Origin of the sequence: Pseudomonas sp. GL-B-26 (assembly GCF_019947405.1) — a bacterium.
Taxonomy (GTDB): domain Bacteria; phylum Pseudomonadota; class Gammaproteobacteria; order Pseudomonadales; family Pseudomonadaceae; genus Aquipseudomonas.
In genome coordinates, this window is sequence record NZ_JAGYGJ010000021.1 from 43,874 (window position 1) to 69,156 (window position 25,283).

Sequence of the window (25,283 nt, forward strand, 5' to 3'; positions counted from 1 at the left end):
CCGGCGGATCCGCCTAGCGGCTTATTCGACCTCCAACAAAATCTGACGATTTTTCACCTGATCGCCCACCCTGACCTGCAAGCGTTTGAGCACGCCGTCGATGCCCGACTTGAGCGGATGCTCCATTTTCATGGCTTCCAGCACGACCAACAACTGGCCTTTACTGACCGGGCTGCCCTCAGTCACCAGCACATCGACGATCGCCCCGTCCATCGGAGCCTTGAGTGTGCCGGTGCTGACGCTGGCCTGGCTATTGACCACGGCCTGCGTCCGGTCCATCAGCCGCACACTGCCGGGACGGGTGAACAGCCAGAGTTGCCCTGCCTCAAGACGGTAAGCATGACGTCGCCGGATACCGTTGATTTCCAGGCTGGCCCAGCGTCCGTCGCACTGGATAACCTTCAATTCAAAGGGCGTTGTCGCGACTTGAATCCGATACGGTTCACCCGACACAGCGTTCAATTCCACCGGCCAATCCTGATCCTCAAGACCGATTCGATAGTGCAACGGCACGCTGGCGTTGTTGCGCCAACCGGCCAGTGGCGCGTGATGAACCTGCGCCGAGGCCTGATAGAACAGCGCAGCCGCGATGGCCAGTTCTTCGGCGCTCGGCACATACGCATGCAGGCAGGGATGCTCGGCAAAGTGAGTCTGGATGAACCCGGTACTGAACTCGCCACTGATGAACTGTGGGTGTTCGAGCAGGCTGGCGAGCAAGCGCTGATTGCTCTGTACGCCAAGCAGCACGCTGTCCTGCACCGCCCGCAGCAACTGGCGCCGGGTTTCTTCGCGGGTGGCGCCGTGGGCGATGATCTTGCCCAGCATCGGGTCATAAAACGGGCTGATTGTCTGGCCTTCGATCAGGCCATGATCGATCCGCACGCCGCGTTGCAACGCAGGCTCCCAGGCGGTGATGCGGCCGGTTTGTGGGAGAAAACCGTGTGCCGGATCTTCGGCGTACAAACGGACTTCCATGGCATGGCCGCTGAGCTGAACCTGCTCCTGTCGCAACGGCAGAGGCAGCCCTTCGGCGACGTGTAACTGCCAGGCCACCAGATCGAGGCCGGTGATCAATTCGGTCACCGGGTGCTCCACCTGGAGTCGGGTGTTCATCTCCAGGAAGTAAAACTGCCCACGCGCATCCAGCAGGAACTCGACGGTGCCAGCGCCGACGTAATTCACTGCGCGGCCCGCCTTGAGCGCCGCTTCGCCCATGGCCTGACGCAACTCGGCTGTCATCACCGGGCAGGGCGCTTCTTCGATGACTTTTTGATGGCGACGCTGGATCGAGCAGTCGCGCTCGCCAAGGTAGATCAGGTTGCCGTGCCGGTCGCCGAACAGTTGAACTTCGACGTGACGCGGGTCGATCAGCGCTTGCTCGAGAATCAGTTCGTCACTGCCAAACCCATGCAGCGCTTCGGAGCGGGCGGTGCGCAGTTGCGCGAGCAAATCATTGGCCTCGTGCACCAGGCGCATGCCACGTCCGCCACCGCCGGCACTGGCCTTGATCATCAGTGGATAGCCGATGCGTGCGGCTTCGCGGCTCAGGGTTGCGTCGTCCTGTTCTTTGCCCTGATAACCCTTGATGCACGGCACACCGGCTTCGAGCATGGCGAGTTTCGACAGGCGTTTGCTGCCCATCAGTTCGATGGCTTCGGGGCTGGGGCCGATGAAGGTGATGCCGGCATCCTGGCAGGCGCGGGCGAAGTCGGCGTTTTCCGAGAGGAAGCCGTAGCCCGGATGGATCGCGTCAGCGCCGGTGCGCCGGGCGGCGTCGAGAATGGCCGGGATATTCAGATAGGACTGCTGCACCGGGGCCGGGCCGATGTTCACGGCTTCGTCGGCCATCTGCACATGCAGGGCATCGGCGTCGGCATCGCTGAAGATTGCGACCGTGCGATAACCCAGGGCCTGGGCGGTGCGCTGGATGCGGCAGGCGATTTCACCGCGGTTGGCGATCAGGATTTTTCTGAGTCCGGGCATGGGTCTTCTCTGAAGTTTTGCGGTGGATGTGATGGCCTCTTCGCGAGCAAGCCCGCTCCCACAGGGGAATGCATTTCAAATGTGGGAGCGGGCTTGCTCGCGAAGCTTTTAAGGTGCCCACCCCGGTTTGCGTTTTTGTACGAAGGCCATGGTCCCCTCAATACCTTCAGCCCCGGTCACCGCCTCGCTGAACCAGTCGGCCGCTTCATCCAGCAACGCATTCGATGGCTGTCCGGCACTCGCCAGCAACAGCTTTTTGGTCGTCGCATTCGCCTCCGGCGCGCAGCACAACACGTGGGCCAGAATTTCATCGAGACGCTCGGCCAACGCTTGCGCGTCATGCTCGACAAAATGCACCAATCCCATGCGCCGTGCGTGTGTGCCATCGAAACGTGCCGCGGTCAGCGCCAGTCGGCGAGTCTGGGTCAGGCCGATGCGCTGCACCACGAACGGCGCGATTTGCGCTGGTAGCAGACCGAGGCTGGTTTCCGGCAGACCAAATTGCGCCTGGTGATCGGCCAAGGAGACGTCGCTGACGCAGGCCAGGCCAAAACCACCGCCGAGCACCGCGCCTTGCAGTACCGTGATCACCACTTGTGGTGCGTGTTGCACCTCTTGCAGCAGCGCACCAAACGCTCGATTCAAGTCGCGATAAGCGCTCGGGCCTTGAGCGCGTGCGTTGGCCATGTCCTTGATGTCACCTCCGGCGCAAAAATGCCCGCCGGCACCACCGATCACCAAGGCACGAATCTCACGGTCATCGCGCACGGCCAACAGCACGGCACGCAGTTCCGCGACCATCAACAGGCTCATGGCATTGCGGCTTTCCGGGCGGTTGAGGGTGATGTGCAGAACGCCGTTGTGCGATTCCAGCAACAAGGTCTGGCAAACCGGCAGGGTACTCATTTCTTTTTCCCCGGCAGGATGCCCATGAGTTTGCAGATGATCCCCAGCATGATCTCGTCGGCACCGCCGCCGATCGACACCAGCCGCACGTCACGGTACGCGCGGGCCACCGGGTTGTCCCACATGAAGCCCATGCCGCCCCAGTATTGCAGGCAGCTGTCGCTGACCTCACGGCCCAGTCGTCCGGCCTTGAGTTTGGCCATCGACGCCAGACGCGTGACGTCCTGGCCTTTGATGTACTGCTCGGTGGCCTGATAGACCAGCGCCCGCAGGCATTCGATTTCGGTTTGCAGTTCGGCCAGGCGGAAGTGGATGACCTGATTGTCGATCAGCGCATTGCCGAAGGTTTTACGTTCCTTGCAGTACTCGATGGTGCTGTCGATGCAGTACTCCAGGCCCTTGATCATGTTCGCCGCGCCGAACAGCCGTTCCTCCTGGAACTGCAGCATCTGCATCATGAACCCCGCGCCTTCATGGCCGATGCGGTTGCGTTGCGGCACGCGCACGTTGTCGAAAAACACCTGGGCGGTTTCCGAACTGAGCATGCCGAGCTTGTCCAGGTGCGAGCTGAGGCTGATGCCGGCGGTGCTCATCGGCACCATGATCAGCGACTTGTTGATGTGCGGTTTGTCGTCCGAGGTGTTGGCCAGCAGGCAGATGAAATCCGCGCTCGGCGAGTTGGTAATCCACATCTTGCTGCCGTTGATCACGTAGTCGTCGCCGTCCTTGCGGGCGGTGGTTTTCAAACCGGCCACATCGGAACCGGCGCCGACTTCGGAAACGCCGATGCAGCCGACCTGCTCGCCAGTGATCGCCGGCCGCAGGAATTCTTCACGCAGTTCATCGGAGCCGAAACGCGCCAGGGCCGGGGTGCACATGTCGGTCTGTACGCCAATGGACATCGGAATGCCGCCGCAGTGGATGGTGCCGAACTCTTCAGCCGCGACGATCGAGTAGCTGTAATCGAGCCCCATGCCGCCAAACTTTTCCGGTTTGGAAATCCCCAGCAGGCCGAGGTCACCGGCCTTGCGGAAGATCTCGTGGATCGGAAAGCGTCCGGCCTTTTCCCATTCATCGACGTGAGGATTGATCTCGTGATCGACGAATTGGCGGACGGTGCGGCGCAGTGCTTCGTGTTCCTGGGTGAAGATCATTTTTATTGTTCTCCTTATCGCCCTTAGAAGCGGGCTACACCAAAACTGTTGGATTGCAGCGGCCGCACTTCGGCCTCATGACAGATATCCAGCAAGTACCCGAGCAAGGTCCGGGTATCCCGGGGATCAATCACCCCGTCGTCCCACAAACTGGCGCTGCCATAGAGCGCGGTGGACTGGCTGTCGAGTTTCTGCGCGGTGACCTGTTCCAGCATGTCGAGCATTTTCGGGTCGGGCACCAGACCGTCCTTGGCCTGTTTGGCCTCGGTGACGATTCGCAGCACTTTGCCGGCCTGGGCGCCGCCCATCACCGCCGTGCGGCTGTTGGGCCAGGCGAAAATGAAGCGCGGATCGAGGCCGCGGCCGCACATCGCGTAGTTGCCGGCGCCGTAGGAGCCACCGACGACGATGGTCAGTTTAGGCACGCGGGCATTGGCCACCGCTTGAATCATTTTCGCGCCGTGTTTGATCACGCCTTGCTGCTCCGACTCGGTGCCGACCATGAACCCGGTGGTGTTGTGAAAAAACAGCAGCGGCGTCTGGCTCTGGTCGCAGAGCTGAATGAACTGCGCCGCCTTGCTTGCGCCTTTGGGCGTGATGGGGCCGTTGTTGCCGATGAACCCACAGGCTCGGCCTTGAATCTGCAAATGGCCGCAGACGGTTTGCTGATCGAACTCACCCTTGAATTCTAGAAAGTTCGAGCCATCGGCAATCCGCGCGATGATTTCGCGTACGTCATAGGGCTTTTTTGGGTCATCAGGAATCAGCCCGAGCAACTCGTCGATGGGGTAGAGCGGTTCTTCCCACCGACGTTCGGGTACCCAGGGCAGCTGATCATTCCACGGCAACAGGCTGACAATCTCGCGCACCTGGCGCACGCCATCGGCATCGTTCTCGGCCAGGTATTCCGCGGTACCGGCGATTTGCGCATGCATCTCGGCGCCGCCCAGTGCTTCATCGGTGGCGACTTCCCCGGTGGCAGCCTTGAGCAACGGCGGACCGGCCAGAAACAGCTTGGCCTTGCCACGCACCACCACCACGTAATCCGACAACCCTGGCTGATAGGCGCCGCCCGCCGTGGCCGAGCCATGGACCACGGTGATTTGCGGCAGGCCCATGGCCGACATCCGCGCCTGATTGGCAAAGCTGCGGGCACCTTCGACGAAAATCTCCGCCGCGTAATTGAGGTTGGCGCCACCGCTTTCGGCCAGGGTAATGACCGGCAGTTTGTTCTCCATGGCGATCTGTTGCAGGCGCAGGGATTTTTTCAAACCGCTGGGGGAAATGGTCCCGCCCTTGATCGCACTGTTGTTCGCCACCACCAGCGCCCGCACGCCGGACACGTAGCCGATCCCGGCGATCAACCCGCCGCCTGCGGAGCTGCCATCCTTGTCGTCATGCAGTTTGTAGCCGGCCAGGCTGGCCAGTTCGAGGAACGGTGCGCCGGGGTCCAGCAGCAGATTGAGGCGTTCCCTGGGCAACAATTGGCCGCGCTTGTCGAACCTGGGTTTGGCTTCGGCTGCCTTGTTCAGCAGGTTCTGCTCGAGCTGACGGACGTGTTCGATGCCGACCAGCATCGCCGCACGATTGCGCGCGAACTGTTCGCAGAACGGGTCCGCTTGCGACTGAATCACCGGCATGGCTTATTCCTTATCCTTGAGGACGTCCGGCAAGTAGGCGCGATGGAAACCGTTATACGACTCGCTGATCTGCGCCTTGTGTATCGGCCAGGCGCGCCCGCCCAGGCTGGCGGCACCGTCGATGCGCAAGGTGCTGCCACTGACAAACGCTGCGGCCGGGCTGAGCAGGAAAACGATCGCGGCGCTGACTTCCGATTCGGTGCCGATGCGTTTCAGTGGAACGTGCTCACGCAAGGTCGGGATCACCGCTTTGAACGCGCCTTCGTAGGTGTCCATGCCACTGGACGCGATCCAGCCCGGTGCCACGGCGTTGACCCGCACCCCGGCATAACCCCATTCGAACGCGGCGGTCTTGGTGAGGTTGTCCATGCCTGAACGCGCCGCGCCCGAGTGGCCCATGCCGGGCATGCCGCCCCACATGTCGGCGAGCATGTTGACGATGGCGCCGCCGTGCGTGCTCATGGACTGGTTGAACACTTCCCGGGCCATCAGGAAGCCGCCCATCAGGTTGGTGCGCAACACCGTATCGAAGCCTTTTTGATTGATCGACGCCAGCGGCGACGGGTACTGCCCGCCGGCGTTATTGACCAGGCCGTGAATCGGTCCGTGCTTGCGGATTAATTCGCTGACTACATGCTTGACCGCTTCTTCCTCACGAATATCGCAGACCATCCAGTCAGCCTTGCCGCCATCTTCGGTAATCTCGGCCACGACGTTTTTCAGCTTGTCGGCTTTGCGCCCGAGCAGCAGCACATGGGCGCCGAGGGCCGCCAGTTCGTGAGCGGTGCAACGGCCGATGCCGCTGCCGCCACCGGTGACGATGATGTTTTGGCCTGCAAACAAATCGGCTTTGAAAATCGAATCGTAAGCCATGGCGACAGTCCTCTAGTTGACCTGGTCGGCGATGCGCTGAGGCACCGGTATCTGAATTTCCAGCAGTTGCTGGGCGAAGGCTTTGCCTTGCGGGTCGATCCGCAGGCTGGCCACGCCACCGCCTCCCAAGGCGTTCTCCAGCAGAAAATTAAGGCTGTGGGTGCCCGGCAGGTACCAGCGTTCGACACGTCCGTGGATCGGGTCGAGGACATGACTCATCCAGTCGACGATCACTTCCGGCGTCAAGGCTTCGGCAATCCACGGCAGGTACTCCGGCTCGCGGGCCATGACGCCGATGTTGCTGTGGTTGCCCTTGTCACCGGAGCGCGCCACGGCAAGTTTGACCAGGGCCACGCTGGCATCGGCCCGGTCTGAGGGTTTCGGTGGGGCGCACGCCACGGGCAGGTCGGCGGTGTCGAGCACATCAACGGCGGGCAGGGCGCAAGGGTGGCGCTGGCCCTTGAGATCAATTTCCAGCGTGCAGGCGGTTTTGTCGATAAGGAACGAGAACAGCCGGATCAGCGGATACACCGTCGGCCGTCCACCGACAATCCCGGTCAGTCCCGGCGCCATGCCGGTGGCGGCCTGGGCGATCTCCCGGGAGAACACAATCAACGCCTGTTTACCCGGATGGCGCACCGCAAGTTTGATCACCACTTCGCGGCTGTCCTGGCGCTGACCGTGGGGGCCGTAAGTGGCCTCGCTGCCGAGCAGTTCGATGTTCACTTCGCTGTAGGGGGGCCAACCGCGCTGGCTGAAGATTTCCGACGTCTTGTTGATGATCGCTTCGCTGACTCGACGCGCCTTGTCGACCGCATCGATCCCGGCGATCAGGCAACTGGCGGTGCAGCGGAAACCGTCTGGGTACGTTGCGCTGACCTTGTACTGATCGGTCGGCGGCAAGCCTTTTGCGCCGTGCACCCGAACCGCGTTTTTGCCTTGTTGCACGAGTTTGACTTCAGTGAAATCGCAGACCACGTCCGGCAGCAGATACGCCTGCGGGTTACCGATTTCATACAGCATCTGCTCGCCGACCGTCAGTGGGGTGACTAGCCCGCCGGAGCCTTCGGGTTTGCTGACGATGAACTGGCTGTCGGCGCTGACTTCGACGATGGGGAAGCCGATGTGCTCGTAGTCGGGCACCTCGCGCCAATCGGTGAAGTTGCCGCCGGTGCATTGGGCGCCGCATTCGATGATGTGCCCGGCCAATGCGGCCTGGGCGAGTTTGTCGTAGTCGTGCCACGACCAGCCGAACTCATGCACCAGCGCGGCACTGACCACGGCGCTGTCGACCACGCGCCCGGTGATGACGATGTCGGCACCCAGACGCAGGGCTTCGACGATGCCGGGTGCGCCGAGGTAGGCGTTGGTCGAGACGCACATCGGCGGCAAGGGTGCACCGCTGAACATTTCATGGATACCGCCGCTGCTCAGCTGTTTGAGCTGCGGCTGCAGGTCATCACCCAGCAGCACGGCGATTTTCAGCGCCACTCCGGCCTTGTCGCAGGCCGCTTGCAGGGCGGCGGCGCAGGCTTGCGGGTTAACCCCGCCGGCGTTGCTGATGACGCGGATTTTCTGTTCGGCGAGTTGACCCAACAGCGGGCTGAGGACTTCGATGAAGTCGCTGGCGTAACCGGCCTGGGGATCTTTCATCCGCGCGCCGGCCATGATCGACATCGTAATTTCGGCCAGATAATCGAAGACCAGAAAATCCAGACGCCCGCCTTCGACCAGTTGCGCGGCGGCGGTCGAGGTGTCGCCCCAGAAGGCGCTGGCGCAACCGATGCGGATTGTTTTTGGCACAGTCAACTCCATAACCACCCCCGACAGAAGTGCATCGAGACTACCAAGCAAGCGCTTGGTTTGTAAACGGCTGAAATATCTTCTGCCCGAGCGCTTGCTTGGTCGCTCCGGCCAGCTTAAATTGCCCGCGCAACCCCGCAGTTTTAGCGGCGAGCGGCGTATTTGATTGATCGACTGTAGGAGAGAACGGGTGGACGAGCAAAAAGCCCTGAGGGTGATGCGCGAATTGGTCGACAGCGGCCAATTGACCGACCCGGACAGTGCCCGCGGCAAACTGCTGCAAGTGGCGGCCCACCTGTTCCGTAACAAAGGTTACGAACGCACCACCGTGCGCGATCTGGCCGGCGCCGTGGGGATTCAGTCAGGCAGCATTTTTCATCACTTCAAAAGCAAGGACGAGATCCTGCGGGCGGTGATGGAAGAAACCATTCGCTACAACACTGCGTTGATGCGTGCAGCCCTGGCAGAAGCCGGCAGTGTGCGCGAGCGGGTACTGGCGCTGATTCGTTGTGAGTTGCAGTCGATCATGGGCGGCAGCGGCGAGGCCATGGCGGTGTTGGTGTATGAATGGCGCTCGCTGTCTGCAGACGGGCAGGCGCAGGTGCTGGCGCTGCGTGATATTTATGAAGACCTCTGGCTGCAAGTGTTGGGTGAAGCCAAGGATGCCGGTTTTATCCGCGGCGATGTGTTCATTACACGTCGTTTCCTGACCGGAGCGTTGTCCTGGACTACCACCTGGTTTCGCGCCGGCGGCAGCATGAGCCTCGATCAATTGGCCGATGAGGCATTGATTCTCGTGCTGGAAGAAAAGCAGTAGTTTTGTTTTGAATCAGAAGGAAACTGGCTAAGTCGCCGAAACCGCCTAGCTTGAATGCATTGAAGCGTATTTTTTTGGGAGTGGGATGTTTTGATGTCTTCGCCAATTCGGACGGCTTCGCGGCTTTTGCTGGCGACGCTTGCGGTGTTATGTATGGTTCCATCCCAGGCTGCACAGCAGGTGCGGGTCGGTGCCGCACATTTTCCCCCCTATACCGTGCGCCCGGAGTCCGGTGCCGACACCGGTTTGCTGCCGCAACTGGTCGAGGCGCTCAATGCCTTGCAGAACGACTATCAGTTCGAGCTGGTGCCCACTTCCATTCCTCGACGTTTCAACGACTTCAAGGAAGGCCGGGTTGATATGGCGATTTTCGAGAACCCGGACTGGGGCTGGAAGGACATCCCGCATACCCTCGTCGACATGGGCCTGGAAGATGCAGAAATCTTTGTTGCGCAGAAGAAACCCGATCGCGATGAGAATTACTTCAAGGACCTGACAGGCAAACGCCTGGCGCTGTACAGCGGCTATCACTACGAGTTTGCCAATTTCAATGCCGATCCCAAGTATCTGGCCGACACCTACAAGGCCACGTTGACCTATTCCCATGACAGCAACTTGCTGATGGTGCTGCGCGCACGAGCGGACATTGCCTTGGTAACACGTTCCTACCTGAGCGATTACCTGCTGCGTAACGAGAAAGTCGGCGAGCAATTGTTGGTTTCCCAACGCATCGATCAGGTCTATCACCATTACGCGCTGATCCGCCCTCAGGCGCCGATTACTGGCGAAGCATTCGGCAGGTTGCTGCAAGACCTGCGAGATAATGGCCAGATGCTGAAGATTTTCGATCCCTATAAAATTGCCCTGGTGCCGGTGCGCAAACCCTGATTCATGCCACGGGACGCGTATTTACCGACTTCTCTTAAATTTCCCGCACTGGCTCACGTCACCTCGTTGAACTGTCGACGATTAACGTGAGCCCGACCCATGTCCACTCTGAATGACCTGACTGCCCTGGCCTTGCCGACAGGAAGCCGTCTTGTAGCTGATGAAACCGAAAGCCGCCTGTCTCTCAGCCTTGAAGGGCAGTCGCTGATTCAGTTGCAGCTGACTCGCGAGCCCGAGTTGCATGTGCAGGTAGAGGAACGCTTTGGCCATCCCGTCGGTCAGGCAGTCTGGGCGGCCTGTTATTGGCTGTTTGCCCGTGACCCAGCCTGCCAGCGCCTGACCTGGCAACTCGATGAAGCCCCCACCGAAGCATCGCTCAGCGGGTTGCTGATCCCTACCGAAATCGTCGGCCAGTATCGTTGCGAGCGAACGCTGTTCTGGCAGTTGCCTCAGCCTTGGCTGGGCGCGTCACTGACATCGGGTTATCCGCAGCAAATGGTCATCAGTGGCGGCAAGCGTCATCCGCTGCGCCCGGTGAAACCGCGTGGTGAAGTCTATCGGCGTTTTGATGCACGCCTCGGTGCCTGGATTTCCCTGCGCACGGTGGACATTGACCTGGACCTGGCGCGTTTCAATCGTTGGCAGAACAGCCCGCGTGTGGCGAGTTTCTGGCAGGAGGAGGGCAGCCTTGAACAGCATCACGAGTACCTGAGCAAACTTGAAGCCGATCCCCACACCCTGACGCTGATCGGTTGTTTCGATGATCAGCCGTTTGCCTACTTTGAAGCGTATTGGGCCAAGGAAGATCGCATCGCGCCATTCTATGACACCGGCGATTACGACCGCGGTATTCACATGCTGGTGGGTGAAGAAAATCACCGCGGCCCGCACAAGGTGGCGAGCTGGTTATCGGCGTTGACGCATTACCTGTTTCTCGACGATCCACGCACTCAGCGAGTGGTTGCCGAGCCTCGCGCCGACAACGCGAAAATGATCGGGCATATGCAGAACCAGGGTTACCACTGCGAAAAAGCGTTCGACTTCCCGCACAAACGCGCGGCGTTGATGGTGTTGGGGCGTGAGCGGTTTTTTGATCGGTGTGCATTGGCGTGATGCATACGGCTCAAGGTCTGTTTCAGTCTTGAGTCAGCCTTCGCGAGCAAGCCCGCTCCCACATTGGATCTTCTGTGAACACAAGCTTTGTGAACACTGGAGATCCAATGTGGGAGCGGGCTTGCTCGCGAAGGGGGCGACGCGAATCTCAGATCTTAGCGACGGGCAAAGGTATCCACACGACTGCCCGACACCTTGCGGCAGTGCACCAGCGCATCGCGAATCATGAAGTTCACCAGGGTCGGTGAGACTCCTAGCTCCTTGGCGATGTCCTTTTGCGGCACGCCGTGCAGGCGATACATCTCGAAGGCGTAGCGGGTGCGGCTGGGCAGCTCGGTCAGCGCGTCGGCGATGTGTTCCAGCGTCGAGAAGTTGATGTGCGAGGTTTCCGGCGAAGCGCCTTGAATCACCACGTTCAGGCCTTCCTCTTCAGGGCCCGAATACTTCTGCTCCAGCGCCTGTTTGCGGTAGTGATCGATCGCCAGGTTGCGCACGATCTGGAACAGGTAGCTGAGTTGAGCCTTGAACGAGGACGTGATCTGCGGCGCGGTTTGCAGCCGGAAGAACGCATCTTGCACCACGTCTTCAGCACGCGACCGGCAACCGGTAATGCGGGCTGCAATCTTGACCAGAATCAGTCGATTGTCGACGAAGGCCTGAAGTAGCGGTGAATCGCACCTGCTTGTGGATACTTGTTCCGTCATGGAAATCACCTTGCTGCCAATAGGTTCGTGGGACGGCTCGCGGGGGCTGAGCCGTCCAACACATCGAGCGACAAATTATTCTGAATGATAATGATTGTCAAATGAGAAAGAGAACTAATGCTCCGCGAAGGTGCAGAGTGAGAACTGCGACACGCTGCCGCACCGCAGTCCCATTGGCGATCAAGCCTTCCGACTAATTATTTAAAGACGTCAACCGTTCTCATTGGTGAATGGTTCCGGCTAGCCGCTGCAGCCAAAACAGCATTCCCAAGCCTTGCGCGGTCGGCGAAGACCGCGCCCTGCACGCCCCCGAAGGGGCGTGACGTCAGAAAACCGATTTCACTTTGCAAGCCGAATTCAGGCAGGAAACCTCATGACCGACGCGTTCGAACTCCCCAGCACACTGGTCCAAGCCCTTCAGCGCCAAGCGGCCCTGACGCCGGACCGGGTGGCCTTGCGTTTTCTTGCCGAAACCCAGGATCAGGCTGTGGTGCTCAGTTATCGCGAGCTGGATCAGCGGGCGCGGACCATTGCTGGCGCGTTGCAGGCCGAGGCTGCGTTTGGCGATCGAGCGGTGCTGCTGTTTCCCAGCGGCCCGGATTACGTCGCGGCGTTCTTCGGCTGCCTGTACGCCGGTGTGATCGCGGTGCCGGCCTATCCGCCGGAGTCGGCGCGTCGTCATCACCAGGATCGTCTGCTGTCGATCATCAGCGATGCCGAACCGCGTCTGCTGCTGACCAGCGCCGCTCTGCGCGATGCGTTGCAGCAAATAGAGGGCGCGCCGTCGTTGCTGTGTGTCGATACGCTCGACAGTGCGTTGGCCGAACGCTGGGTGGCGCCGGACCTTGCAGACGACCACATCGCGTTCCTGCAATACACCTCCGGTTCCACCGCGCTGCCTAAAGGGGTGCAAGTCAGCCACGGCAACCTGGTGGCGAATGAGCTGCTGATTCGCCACGGCTTCGGCATTGATTTGAACCCCGACGATGTGATCGTCAGCTGGTTGCCGCTGTACCACGACATGGGGCTGATCGGCGGTCTGTTGCAGCCGATTTTCAGCGGTGTGCCGTGCGTGTTGATGTCGCCGGCGTATTTCCTTGGCCGGCCGTTGCGCTGGCTGGAAGCGATCAGCGAGTACGGCGGCACCATCAGTGGCGGGCCGGATTTTGCCTATCGGTTGTGCAGTGAGCGGGTCAGTGAATCGGCCCTGGAACGCCTCGACCTGAGCGGCTGGCGCGTGGCGTATTCCGGTTCCGAACCGATTCGCCTCGATACGCTGGATCGCTTCGCCGAGAAGTTCGCGGCCTGCGGTTTCACCCAAGACAGTTTCATGGCGTCCTACGGGTTGGCCGAAGCGACGCTGTTCGTGGCCGGCAGCCCTCGCGGCCAGGGCATTGGCAACCTGCGCGTGGACGATCAAGCCTTGGCACAAAACCGTGCCGAGCCAGGCGAGGGCAGCGCGATCATGAGTTGCGGCATCAGTCAGCCGAATCACGCGGTGCTGATTGTCGATCCGATTGCGCTCAACGAGTTGGCTGACAATGCGGTCGGCGAAGTCTGGGCCGCCGGGCCAAGCATCGCCCACGGCTACTGGCGTAACCCCGAAGCCAGCGCCAAAACCTTCGTTCAGCACGCTGGCCGTACGTGGCTGCGTACCGGCGACCTGGGTTTTATGCGCGGCGGTGAACTGTTCATCACAGGGCGCCTGAAAGACATGTTGATCGTCCGTGGCCACAACCTTTATCCGCAGGACATCGAGCAAACCATCGAACGCGAAGTGGAGGTGGTGCGCAAAGGTCGTGTGGCCGCTTTTGCCGTGAACATCGAGGGTCAGGAAGGCATTGGCATTGCGGCGGAAATCAGCCGCAGCGTGCAAAAGATCCTCCCGCCTGACGCCCTGATCAAAGCCATCCGCCAAGCCGTGGCCGAGGCGTATCAGGAGGCGCCAAGCGTGGTGGTGTTGCTCAATCCGGGCGCGTTGCCCAAGACCTCCAGCGGCAAACTGCAACGCTCGGCATGCCGCAATCGTCTGGCGGACGGCAGCCTCGACAGCTATTCGCTGTTCCCGTCGGCAGACATCGAAAGCAAATCCGCGACTGAATCAGGTTCCGAACTGCAAACCCTGATCGGCCAGATCTGGTGCGAGCAACTGGAGGTCAAACAGATCAGCGCCGACGATCACTTCTTCCTGCTGGGCGGCAACTCCATCGCCGCCACTCAGGTGGTCGCACGTCTGCGAGAAACACTCGGTCTGGAGCTGAACCTGCGCCTGTTGTTTGAAGCGCCGACCCTCGGCGCGTTTGCCGCCGCAGTCGCTCAGCAACAACAGGACGGCGGACTCGCCCAAGGCGCGATCACTTCGTTGTCGCGCACCGAAGCCATGCCGCAATCGCTTGCGCAAAACCGCCTGTGGATCACCTGGCAACTCGACCCGCAGAGCAGCGCCTACAACATTCCCGGCGCCTTGCGCCTGCGCGGCGAACTGGATGAAGACGCCTTGCGCGCCAGTTTCCAACAGCTGATCGAACGCCATGAGTCCCTGCGTACGCGGTTCTTCGAACGTGATGGTGTGGCGCTGCAACAGGTCGATGTAGCGAGTGAGTTCAACCTGCAACTGATCGATATCAGCGACCTGCCGGTGGCCGAGCGTGAAGTCCGTGCGCAGCAAATCCGTGAGGACGAAGCCCGTACTCAATTCGATCTGGAGAAAGGCCCGCTGCTGTGGGTGACCCTGGTACGCCTCGATGATGATGACCATCAACTGTTGGTGACGATGCACCACATCATCGCCGACGGCTGGTCGCTGAACGTGCTGATCGACGAGTTCTCGCGCCTGTATGCCGCCGCGTCCCAAGGACAAACAGCGACGCTGGCAGCATTGCCCACGCAATACGCCGACTACGGCAGCTGGCAGCGTCAATGGTTGGCGCAAGGGGAGGGCGAGCGTCAGCTGGCTTACTGGAAAGCGCAATTGGGCGATGAGCATCCGACCCTGAGCCTGGCCACTGATCATCCGCGCTCGGCGCAACACCTTCACAGCGCCGCGCGCCACACCGTACGGTTGGGCGCGACCCTGAGCGATGCGATTCGCCAGACCGCCCAAGCCCATGAATCCACTTCGTTCATGCTGTTGCTCGCCGCGTTCCAGAGCCTGCTGCACCGCTACAGCGGCCAACGCGACATCCGCATCGGCGTGCCCAACTCCAACCGTCCGCGCCTGGAAACCCAAGGTCTGATCGGCTTCTTCATCAACACTCAGGTGCTGCGCGCCAAGTTGGATTCACAACTGCCATTCGTTGAGCTGCTGGCGCAAACCCGTCGGGCAGCGTTGGACGCACTAGCGCATCAGGATCTGCCGTTCGAACAATTGCTCGAAGCCTTCCCGCAAGCCCGTGAACAAGGTTTGTTCCAGGTCATGTTCAACCACCAGCAACGGGATTTGAGCGCACTGCGTCGCCTGTCTGGGCTGCTGGCCGAAGAGCTGCCTTGGCATAGCCGCGAAGCCAAGTTCGACCTGCAGCTGCACAGCGAGGAAGGCAGAAATGGTCGCCTGAGCCTTTCTTTCGACTACGCCAGCGAACTGTTCGACGTGGCGACTATCGAGCGTCTGGCCGAGCATTTCAGCAACCTGCTGCGAGCCATTTGCGAACAACCGAAAACCGCCATCGGTGATCTGCATTTGCTCACCCAGTCCGAGCACGATCAGCAAACATCGTGGAGCGCCGCACCGTGTACGCCGGCCAGCGTTTGGCTGCCGGAATTGCTCAACGAACAGGCTCGCCTGACCTCTGAGCGCACCGCGCTGATGTGGGACGGTGGCGCCATGGACTTCGCCGAACTGCACACCCAATCCAATCGCCTGGCCCATTACCTGCGCGATAAAGGCGTCGGCCCGGATGTCTGCGTGGCCATTGCTGCCGAGCGTTCGCCGCAGTTGCTGATCGGCCTGCTGGCGATCATCAAGGCCGGTGGCGCCTACGTGCCGCTGGACCCTGATTACCCGGCCGAACGCCTGGCCTACATGCTCAGCGACAGCGGCGTTGAATTGCTGCTGACCCAAACTCAATTGCTTGAGCGCTTGCCGGCCACCGATGGCGTCAGCGTGATCGCCATGGACGCCTTGCATCTGGAGAGCTGGCCGAGCCACGCACCGGGCCTGCACCTGCACGGCGACAACCTGGCGTACGTGATTTATACCTCCGGCTCCACCGGCCAGCCGAAGGGCGTCGGCAACACCCACGCAGCCCTCGCCGAGCGCCTGCAATGGATGCAGAACACCTATCGTTTGAACGACACCGACGTGCTGATGCAAAAGGCGCCGATCAGTTTTGACGTGTCGGTGTGGGAGTGCTTCTGGCCACTGATTACCGGATGCCGTCTGCTGCTCGCCGGGCCGGGCGAACATCGCGATCCGCACCGCATCGCGCAACTGGTTCAGCAATTCGGCGTGACCACGTTGCACTTCGTACCGCCGCTGCTTTCGTTGTTCATCGACGAACCGCTGACTGCCGAGTGCACCAGCCTGCGCCGCGTATTCTCCGGCGGCGAAGCCTTACCCGCCGAACTGCGCAACCGCGTGCTGGAACACCTGCCAGCCGTGCAATTGCACAACCGCTACGGCCCGACCGAAACCGCGATCAACGTCACCCATTGGCACTGCACAACGGCCGATGGCGAATGCTCGCCGATTGGTCGTCCGCTGGGCAATGTGCTGTGCCGCGTGCTCGATGAGTCACTCAATCCCGTGCCGGCTGGTGTGCCGGGTGAACTGTGCATCAGCGGTATCGGTCTGGCCCGTGGCTATTTGGGTCGTCCGGGTCTGACCGCTGAACGCTTCGTCGTCGATCCGCTGGGAGAGCAGGGCGCGCGTTTGTACCGCACCGGTGACCGTGCACGCTGGACCGCCGATGGCGTGATCGAATACCTCGGCCGTCTCGATCAGCAGGTCAAACTGCGTGGCTTCCGCGTTGAACCGGAAGAAATCGAAGCACGATTGCTGGCTCAAGACGGCGTCGCTCAAGCCGTGGTGCTGGTGTGCGAAACGGCGGCCGGTGGGCAGTTGATCGGTTACTACACCGCAACCGATTCCACAGAAGATGTTGATGCTCAAACTGTCCGTCTGAAAACCGCGCTGGCCGCCGAGTTGCCGGAATACATGGTTCCATCGCAACTCATGCGCCTGGACGAAATGCCCCTGAGCCCCAGTGGCAAACTCGACCGTCGAGCCTTGCCGGAGCCACAGTGGCAGGTGCGTAAGCACGTCGAGCCGGTCACTGCCCTCGAGCAACAAATCGCCGGCATCTGGCGCGAAGTGCTGGGCCAAACACAGATCGGCCTGCGTGACGATTTCTTCGCCCTCGGCGGCCATTCCTTGCTGGCCACGCAAATCATTTCCCGCACCCGTCAGGCCTGCGACGTTGAGTTGCCGCTGCGCGCGCTGTTCGAAAACAGTGAACTGGGCGCGTTTGCCGAACAGGTTCAACTGATCCAGGCCAGCGGCAAAACCAACCAGCAGCCGCCGATCGAGAAAGTCGATCGCAGCCAACCGGTGCCGTTGTCCTATTCCCAGCAGCGCATGTGGTTCCTCTGGCAGATGGAACCGGACAGCCCGGCCTACAACGTCGGCGGCATGGCGCGGCTGCGCGGGGTGCTCGATGTCGGGCGCTTCGAAGCCGCGCTGCAAGCACTGATCATGCGTCATGAAACCCTGCGCACCACGTTCCCGAGCCTCGACGGTGTGGCCCGGCAACAGGTTCGACCGGACACCGGGATGCGCATGGACTGGAAGGACTTCACCTCGCTGGATGCCGATGGTCGTGAGTGGGCGGTGCAGCAACTGGCCGACGACGAGGCGCATACACCCTTCGATCTGGAAACCGGACCGCTGCTGCGCGCCTGCATGGTCAAGACCGCCGAGCAGGAACACTACTTGGTGCTGACCCTGCACCACATCGTCACCGAAGGCTGGGCGATGGACATCTTCGCCCGGGAACTGAGCGCGCTTTACGAGGCCTTTGTCGATGACCGCGAATCGCCGCTGGAGCCGCTGCCGGTGCAATATCTGGATTACAGCGTCTGGCAGCGCCAGTGGCTGGAGTCCGGCGAACGTCAGCGCCAACTCGACTACTGGACCGCGCAACTGGGCCGCGAACATCCGCTGCTGGAATTGCCGGGCGACCGTCCGCGTCCTCCCGTGCAAAGCCATCAGGGCGAACTGTTCCGTTTCGACCTGAGCGATGATCTTGCCGCGCGCGTTCGTGCCTTCAACGCACAAAACGGTCTGACCCTGTTCATGACCATGACCGCCGCGCTGGCCGTGCTGCTTTACCGCTACAGCGGCCAGACCGACCTGCGCATCGGCGCGCCGGTGGCCAACCGGATTCGTCCGGAAAGCGAAGGGCTGATCGGTGCGTTCCTCAATACTCAGGTGTTGCGTTGCCAGCTTGACGGGCAGATGTCCGTCGGCGAGTTGTTCGAGCAGGTTCGCCATACCGTGATCGAAGGCCAGTCCCATCAGGACCTGCCGTTCGATCATCTGGTGGAGGCGTTGCAGCCACCGCGCAGCGCCGCTTACAACCCGTTGTTCCAGGTGATGTGCAACGTGCAACGCTGGGAATTCCAGCAGAGCCGCACACTCGCCGGCATGACCGTCGAATACCTGGCCAACGATGCCCGCGCAACCAAGTTCGACCTCAACCTGGAAGTCACCGACCTCGACCATCGCCTGGGTTGCTGCCTGACCTACAGCACCGATCTGTTCGATGAACCACGTATCGCTCGGATGGCCGGGCATTGGCGCAACCTGCTGGAATCGCTGCTGGCCGATCCGCAGCAGCGCCTCAGTGAGCTGCCGCTGCTGGAAGCCACCGAACAACAAAACCTGCTCGACAGCCTCGGCGTCGAGCCGGGCGAGCATCGTCTCGACCAGTGCATTCATCACCTGTTCAGCGAGCAGGCGCTGGCCCGTAAAGACGCACCGGCACTGACCTTCGCCGGGCAAACCCTGAGCTACGCCGAACTCGACAGCCGCGCCAATCGCCTGGCCTGGATGCTCCGCGAGCGGGGCGTCGGGCCGCAGGTTCGGGTCGGTCTGGCACTTGAGCGTTCGCTGGATATGGTCGTCGGCTTGTTGGCGATCCTCAAGGCGGGCGGCGCCTACGTGCCGCTGGATCCGGAATACCCGCTGGACCGTTTGCACTACATGATCGAAGACAGCGGCATTGGTTTGTTGCTCAGCGATGCGGTGATGTTCAAGGCGCTCGGTGAATTGCCATCGACCATTGCGCGTTGGTGTCTGGAAGAAGACGTGGCTGAACTGGCCAACTACCCGGCCACCGAGCTGCCGTTTATCAGCCTGCCGCAACATCAGGCGTACCTGATTTACACCTCGGGCTCCACCGGTAAGCCGAAAGGCGTGGTGGTGTCCCACGGTGAAATCGCTATGCATTGCCAAGCGGTCATTGAACGTTTCGGCATGCGCCCGGACGATTGCGAACTGCACTTCTATTCCATCAACTTCGACGCCGCGACCGAGCGTTTGCTGGTGCCGTTGTTGAGTGGTGCTCAGGTTGTGTTGCGAGCGCAGGGCCAGTGGGACGCGGAAGAAATCTGCGGGCTGATTCGCCGTCACAACATCAACATTCTCGGCTTCACCCCGAGCTACGGCAGCCAATTGGCGCAGTGGCTGGCGACTCAGGGCGAAATCCTGCCGGTGCGCATGTGCATCACCGGCGGTGAAGCGCTGACTGGCGAGCATCTGGCGCGGATTCGCGCGGCATTCAAGCCGAGCCTGTTTTTCAACGCCTACGGCCCGACCGAAACCGTGGTCATGCCTCTGGCCAGTCTGGCGCCCGAGCAATTGGAAGAAGGCCTCGGCAGCGTGCCGATCGGCAGTGTGATTGGCGCTCGCGTGGCGTACATCCTCGATGCCGATCTGGCGCTGGTGCCGCAAGGCGCGACCGGTGAGTTGTACGTCGGCGGTGCTGGTCTGGCGCAGGGTTATCACCAGCGTCCGGGGATGACGGCCGAACGTTTTGTGGCTGATCCGTTCGCCACCAATGGCGGGCGTCTGTACCGCACCGGCGATCTGGTGCGCCAACGCGCCGACGGTCTGGTGGAATACCTCGGACGCATTGACCATCAAGTGAAAATTCGTGGTTTCCGCATTGAGCTGGGCGAAATCGAAACCCGGCTGCTGGAGCATGAATCGATCCGTGAAGCCGTGGTGCTGGCGCTGGATGCCCCGAGCGGCAAACAACTGGTCGGCTATCTGGTGACTGAAGTCGCCGAGCAAGACAAAGCGCAACAACACACACTGCGTGAAGCGTTGAAGGCGCACCTCAAATCCCAGTTGCCGGATTACATGGTGCCAACGCATTTGATCCTGCTGGCCAGCATGCCGCTGACCGCCAACGGCAAACTCGACCGCCGCGCGTTGCCGGCGCCGGACCCGGAGCTGAACCGTCAGCAATACGTGGCACCGAGCAACGAGCTTGAACTGACGCTGGCTGCCATCTGGTGCGAAGTGCTGAACGTTCTGCAGGTCGGCCTCAATGACAACTTCTTCGAACTGGGCGGCGATTCGATTCTGTCGATCCAGGTGGTCAGCCGTGCGCGGCAGCAGGGCATTCACTTCAGCCCGCGTGACCTGTTCCAGCACCAGACCGTGCAGACCCTGGCCGCCGTGGCGACCCGCACCGAGCAGATCACCGCCGAACAAGGTTTGCTGACCGGCGAATCGCGTCTGACGCCGATCCAGCACTGGTTCTTCGACACCGACATCCCCCAGCGCCAACACTGGAACCAGGCGTTGCTGCTGGAACCGACTGTGGCATTGGAACCTCATCGTCTGGAGCAAGCGCTGCTGGCAGTGATCGAGCAGCACGACGCCTTACGTTTGCGCTTCTCTGAAATTGCAGGCCAATGGCAAGCCGAGCACCAGGCGGTTTCCGACACGCCGGTGCTGTGGCAAGTGCGCGTTTCGTCCATGGACAAATGCACGGCACTGTTCGCCGATGCCCAGCGCAGCCTCGACCTTGAGGAAGGGCCGCTGATGCGCGCGCTGCTGGTCGATGGTCCTGAGGAGCAACAGCGACTGTTTATCGGCATTCACCACTTGGTCGTGGATGGGGTTTCGTGGCGGGTGTTGCTGGACGATTTGCAAACGGTGTATCGCCAACTGGACGCGGGGCAGTCGGCAAAACTGCCGGCGAAAACCAGTGCCTTCAAGGACTGGGCCGCACGCTTGCAGGCGTATGCCGGCAGTGAATCCTTGCGTGAGGAATTGAGTTGGTGGCAGTCTCAACTGGCCGGTGAAAGCGCCGATTTGCCGTGTGATCGCCCCGAGGGTGGCCGGCAGAATGGTCATGCGCAAACCGTCAGCGTGCGCCTCGATGTCGAGCGTACTCGCCAACTGCTGCAACAGGCACCGAGTGCCTATCGCACCCAGGTCAACGACTTGCTGCTGACCGCATTGGCCCGCGTGCTGTGCCGCTGGAGCGGTCACGAATCGGCGCTGATTCAACTCGAAGGCCACGGCCGTGAAACGCTGTTCGACGAGATCGACCTGACCCGCACCGTCGGCTGGTTCACCAGCGCTTATCCGCTGCGGCTGATGCCAGCGGACGGGCAGGGCGCCTCGATCAAGGCGATCAAGGAACAACTGCGCGCGGTGCCACACAAAGGTCTGGGTTATGGCGTGTTGCGTTATCTCGCCGATGACTCGAGCCGGCAGGCCATGGCTGCCTTGCCGGTGGCGCCGATCACCTTTAACTACCTCGGTCAATTCGACCAGAGCTTTGGCGCAGACGCATTGTTCCGTCCTCTCGATGAAGCGGTCGGCGCGGCCCATGATCCTCGCGCGCCGCTGCCCAATGAGCTGAGCGTCGACAGTCAGGTCTATGGCGGTGAGCTGGTGCTGCGTTGGACCTTCAGCGCCGAACGCCACGATCTGCAGACCATCACTGAGTTGGCAGATGCCTACCTCGGCGAATTGCAGAGTCTGATCGAACATTGCCTGCGCGACGATGCGGGCGGCCTGACGCCGTCGGACTTCCCGTTGGCGAAACTGACCCAGCCGCAACTCGACGCGCTGCCAATCCCGGCAGCTGCCATCGAAGACGTCTACCCGCTGACCCCGATGCAGGAAGGCATGCTGCTGCACACCTTGCTGGAACCGGGCACCGGCCTCTACTACATGCAGGATCGCTACCGCATCAACAGCGAACTGGATCCGCAGCGTTTCGCTCAGGCCTGGCAAGCGGTGATCGCCCGCCACGAAGCCCTGCGCGCGTCGTTTTGCTGGAACGTCGGCGAAGACATGCTGCAAGTTATCCACAAGCCGGGCAGCACGCCAATCGAGTACCTGGACTGGACGGCAATCGTCGAAACCGAGCAGGAGCCGAAGTTGCAGGCGCTGCTGAAAAGCGAGCGCGAGGCCGGGTTCGATCTGCTCAATCAGGCACCGTTCCACCTGCGCCTGATCAAGGTCGGCGCGGCGCACTACTGGTTCATGATGAGCAACCACCACATCCTCATCGATGCCTGGTGCCGTTCGCTACTGATGAACGATTTCTTCGAAATCTACACCGCCCTCGGCGAAGGTCGGGAAGCGCAGCTGGCCATGCCACCGCGTTATCGCGACTACATCGGCTGGTTGCAACGCCAGAACCTGGCCGAGGCGCGGCAGTGGTGGAAAGCCAACCTGCAAGGCTTCGAGCGGACCACGCCGATTCCGAGCGACCGGCCGTTCCTGCGTGAACATGCCGGCGAAAGCGGCGGCATGATCGTCGGCGACCGCTACACACGGCTCGATGCCCGTGACGGTGCGCAACTGCGCGAACTGGCTCAGGCCCATCAGCTGACCATCAACACCTTTGCCCAAGCGGCATGGGCACTGGTGTTGCGCCGTTTGAGCGGCGATCGCGACGTGCTGTTCGGCGTCACAGTGGCCGGGCGTCCGGTGGACATGCCGGAGATGCAGCGCACCGTCGGGCTGTTCATCAACAGCATCGCGCTGCGGGTGAAAATGCCGGAAGACGATCAGCGTTGCAGCGTTCGTCAATGGTTGAGCGGTTTGCTCGACAGCAACATGCAACTGCGCGAGTACGAATACCTGCCGCTGGTGAGCATTCAGGAAAACAGCGAGCTGCCCAAGGGCCAACCGTTGTTCGACAGCCTGTTTGTGTTCGAAAACGCCCCGGTGGAAGTCTCTGTGCTGGACCGTGCGCAAAGCCTCAACGCGACCTCGGATTCTGGCCGAACCCACACCAACTTCCCGCTGACGGCGGTCTGCTATCCGGGCGATGACCTGGGCTTGCACCTGTCTTACGACCAGCGATATTTCGATGAGTCCACCGTCGAGCGCATGCTCGGCGAGTTCAAGCGGTTGCTGCTGGCACTGGTCGAAGGTTTCCACGGCGACATGGCCGATCTGCCGCTGCTGGGTCTTGATGAGCAATACTTCCTGATTCACGACTGCAACCAGAGCGAACACGATTACCCGCTGGAGCAGAGTTATGTCTCATTGTTTGAAGCGCAGGTTGCCGAGCATCCACAGCGCATTGCCGCCAGTTGCCTGGAGCAGCAGCACAGCTACCTTGAGCTGAATGAGCGCAGTAACCGTCTCGGTCACGCCTTGATCGCCGCTGGCGTGAGGCTGGATCAACCGGTGGCGTTGCTGGCTGAACGTAACCTCGATCTGCTGGGCATGATCATCGGCAGCTTCAAGGCTGGCGCGGGTTATTTGCCGCTGGACCCGGGGCTGCCGAGTCAGCGTCTGAGCCGGATCATCGACCTGAGCCGCACGCCGTTGCTGGTCTGCACTCAGGCCTGCCGCGAGCAAGCGCTGGCGCTGCTGGACGAGTTCGGTTGCGCCAACCGGCCGAAGTTGTTGGTCTGGGAAGAGGTGCAGGCGAGCGATGTTTCGGTTGCCAACCCGGGCATCTACAGCGGCCCGGACAACCTCGCCTACGTGATCTACACCTCGGGTTCGACTGGCCTGCCGAAAGGCGTGATGGTCGAACAGCGCGGCATGCTCAACAACCAGTTGAGCAAGGTGCCATACCTGAACTTGAGCGATGCCGATGTGATCGCTCAGACCGCCTCGCAAAGTTTCGACATTTCGGTCTGGCAGTTCCTCGCCGCACCGCTGTTCGGCGCTCGGGTGGACATCGTGCCGAACACCATCGCCCATGATCCGCAAGGGTTGCTGGCGCATGTGTCGACCCAGGGCATTACCGTGCTGGAAAGCGTGCCGTCGCTGATTCAGGGCATGCTCGTCCAGGAACGCATGAGCCTCGACGGTCTGCGCTGGATGCTGCCGACCGGTGAGGCAATGCCGCCGGAGCTGGCGCACCAGTGGCTGCTGCGCTACCCGGAGATCGGGTTGGTGAATGCTTACGGTCCAGCGGAATGCTCGGATGACGTGGCGTTCTTCCGCGTTGACATGGCGTCAACCCGTGGCAGTTATCTGCCGATCGGCACGCCGACCGACAACAATCGCTTGTACCTGCTTGATGGCGCGCTGGAACTGGTGCCGCTGGGTGCGGTGGGCGAGTTGTGTGTCGCCGGCACCGGGGTCGGGCGCGGTTATGTGAGCGATCCGTTGCGCACCGCTCAAGTGTTTGTCCCGAACCCGTTTGGTGAGCCGGGTGACCGTCTGTATCGCACCGGCGACCTGGCCCGTCGTCGCAGTGACGGCGTGCTGGAATACGTCGGGCGGATCGACCATCAAGTGAAGATTCGTGGTTACCGCATTGAGCTGGGTGAAATCGAAGCGCGTCTGCATGAGCAACCGGAAGTCCGCGAAGCGGCGGTCGGTGTACAGGAAGGCGTGAACGGCAAACATCTGGTCGGCTATTTGGTGGCGACTGATGCTTTGATCAATCCAACCGAGCGGCTGGAGCGCATCAAACAACGCCTGCGCGCTGAATTGCCGGAATACATGGTGCCGCTGCATTGGTTGTGGCTCGATCGGATGCCGCTGAATGCCAACGGAAAGTTGGATCGCAAGGCGTTGCCGGCGCTTGAGATCGGCCAGTTGCAGAGTCAGGACTATCAGGCGCCGCGCAATGAACTGGAGCAGACGCTGGCGGATATCTGGGCCGAGGTGCTGAAGGTCGAGAAGGTGGGGATTCGCGACAACTTCTTCGAGCTGGGCGGGCATTCGCTGCTGGCGACGCAAATCGCTTCGCGGGTACAGAAAGCCCTGCAACGTGATGTACCGCTGCGGGCGATGTTTGAATGCAGCACGGTGGCGGAATTGGCCGAATACATCGACGGATTGGCGGCGAGTGATATCACCGAGGAGAAGGTGGATCGCCTTAATGACCTGATGGCGGAGTTGGAAGGGCTTTGATTCTATAGCGTCTGTTCTGGCCCCTTCGCGAGCAAGCCCGCCCCC

Annotated in this window: 11 protein-coding genes; 4 read left to right on the plus strand and 7 right to left on the minus strand. The window is 61.3% G+C overall.

What is annotated here, in order from left to right; translation table 11 throughout:
- Positions 1-21: 21 nt before the first annotated feature.
- The 6 genes from KGB23_RS15580 to KGB23_RS15605 all read right to left on the minus strand — a co-directional run bounded on the left by KGB23_RS15580 (position 22) and on the right by KGB23_RS15605 (position 8,359).
- Positions 22-1,983, minus strand: a complete 1,962-nt coding sequence (locus tag KGB23_RS15580) for an acetyl/propionyl/methylcrotonyl-CoA carboxylase subunit alpha (protein WP_223431715.1) — start codon at positions 1,981-1,983, stop codon at positions 22-24.
- A gap of 108 nt (positions 1,984-2,091) precedes the next feature.
- The gene (locus tag KGB23_RS15585) at positions 2,092-2,889 is read right to left on the minus strand and encodes an enoyl-CoA hydratase/isomerase family protein (RefSeq protein ID WP_223431716.1); all 798 of its coding nucleotides are present in this window, start codon (positions 2,887-2,889) and stop codon (positions 2,092-2,094) included.
- The gene (gene atuD, locus KGB23_RS15590; RefSeq protein ID WP_223431717.1) at positions 2,886-4,043 is read right to left on the minus strand and encodes a citronellyl-CoA dehydrogenase; all 1,158 of its coding nucleotides are present in this window, start codon (positions 4,041-4,043) and stop codon (positions 2,886-2,888) included. The genes KGB23_RS15585 and atuD overlap by 4 nt, the downstream gene beginning before the upstream one ends.
- Positions 4,044-4,066: 23 nt before the next feature.
- Complete coding sequence (gene atuC / locus KGB23_RS15595) at positions 4,067-5,683, minus strand: geranyl-CoA carboxylase subunit beta (protein ID WP_223431718.1); 1,617 nt, start codon at positions 5,681-5,683, stop codon at positions 4,067-4,069.
- A gap of 3 nt (positions 5,684-5,686) precedes the next feature.
- A complete protein-coding gene (locus KGB23_RS15600) occupies positions 5,687-6,556 on the minus strand; it encodes an SDR family oxidoreductase (RefSeq protein ID WP_150656964.1) in 870 nt (289 codons plus the stop codon).
- Positions 6,557-6,568: 12 nt separating this feature from the next.
- Complete coding sequence (locus KGB23_RS15605; protein ID WP_223431719.1) at positions 6,569-8,359, minus strand: acyclic terpene utilization AtuA family protein; 1,791 nt, start codon at positions 8,357-8,359, stop codon at positions 6,569-6,571.
- A gap of 190 nt (positions 8,360-8,549) precedes the next feature.
- Between KGB23_RS15605 and KGB23_RS15610 the strand changes: the two genes are divergently transcribed.
- From KGB23_RS15610 to KGB23_RS15620, 3 genes are all read left to right on the plus strand, one after another.
- Complete coding sequence (locus tag KGB23_RS15610) at positions 8,550-9,176, plus strand: TetR/AcrR family transcriptional regulator (RefSeq protein WP_223431720.1); 627 nt, start codon at positions 8,550-8,552, stop codon at positions 9,174-9,176.
- Between the two features lie 93 nt (positions 9,177-9,269).
- On the plus strand, positions 9,270-10,064 hold the full coding sequence (locus KGB23_RS15615) for a substrate-binding periplasmic protein (protein WP_223431721.1): 795 nt from the start codon (positions 9,270-9,272) through the stop codon (positions 10,062-10,064).
- Between the two features lie 99 nt (positions 10,065-10,163).
- Positions 10,164-11,177, plus strand: coding sequence for a GNAT family N-acetyltransferase (locus tag KGB23_RS15620; protein ID WP_223431722.1), 1,014 nt, complete (start codon positions 10,164-10,166; stop codon positions 11,175-11,177).
- A gap of 155 nt (positions 11,178-11,332) precedes the next feature.
- Here the strand turns inward: KGB23_RS15620 and KGB23_RS15625 are convergent, their stop codons facing one another.
- Positions 11,333-11,881, minus strand: coding sequence for an RNA polymerase factor sigma-70 (locus KGB23_RS15625; RefSeq protein WP_223431723.1), 549 nt, complete (start codon positions 11,879-11,881; stop codon positions 11,333-11,335).
- Positions 11,882-12,254: 373 nt separating this feature from the next.
- Here KGB23_RS15625 and KGB23_RS15630 point away from each other — a divergent pair, with 373 nt between their 5' ends.
- Positions 12,255-25,238 carry a non-ribosomal peptide synthetase gene (locus KGB23_RS15630; RefSeq protein ID WP_223431724.1) on the plus strand — a complete coding sequence of 4,328 codons (12,984 nt, stop codon included), beginning with the start codon at positions 12,255-12,257 and terminating at the stop codon, positions 25,236-25,238.
- Positions 25,239-25,283 lie beyond the last annotated feature (45 nt).

Excerpts from the sequence above, each read along its gene's own strand:
- atuC (WP_223431718.1), bottom strand. The coding sequence starts at position 5,683 with ATGCCGGTGATTCAGTCGCAAGCGGACCCGTTCTGCGAACAGTTCGCG.
- KGB23_RS15630 (WP_223431724.1), top strand. The coding sequence starts at position 12,255 with ATGACCGACGCGTTCGAACTCCCCAGCACACTGGTCCAAGCCCTTCAG.
- KGB23_RS15585 (WP_223431716.1), bottom strand. The coding sequence starts at position 2,889 with ATGAGTACCCTGCCGGTTTGCCAGACCTTGTTGCTGGAATCGCACAAC.
- KGB23_RS15580 (WP_223431715.1), bottom strand. The coding sequence starts at position 1,983 with ATGCCCGGACTCAGAAAAATCCTGATCGCCAACCGCGGTGAAATCGCC.
- KGB23_RS15625 (WP_223431723.1), bottom strand. The coding sequence starts at position 11,881 with ATGACGGAACAAGTATCCACAAGCAGGTGCGATTCACCGCTACTTCAG.
- atuD (WP_223431717.1), bottom strand. The coding sequence starts at position 4,043 with ATGATCTTCACCCAGGAACACGAAGCACTGCGCCGCACCGTCCGCCAA.
- KGB23_RS15600 (WP_150656964.1), bottom strand. The coding sequence starts at position 6,556 with ATGGCTTACGATTCGATTTTCAAAGCCGATTTGTTTGCAGGCCAAAAC.
- KGB23_RS15620 (WP_223431722.1), top strand. The coding sequence starts at position 10,164 with ATGTCCACTCTGAATGACCTGACTGCCCTGGCCTTGCCGACAGGAAGC.
- KGB23_RS15615 (WP_223431721.1), top strand. The coding sequence starts at position 9,270 with ATGTCTTCGCCAATTCGGACGGCTTCGCGGCTTTTGCTGGCGACGCTT.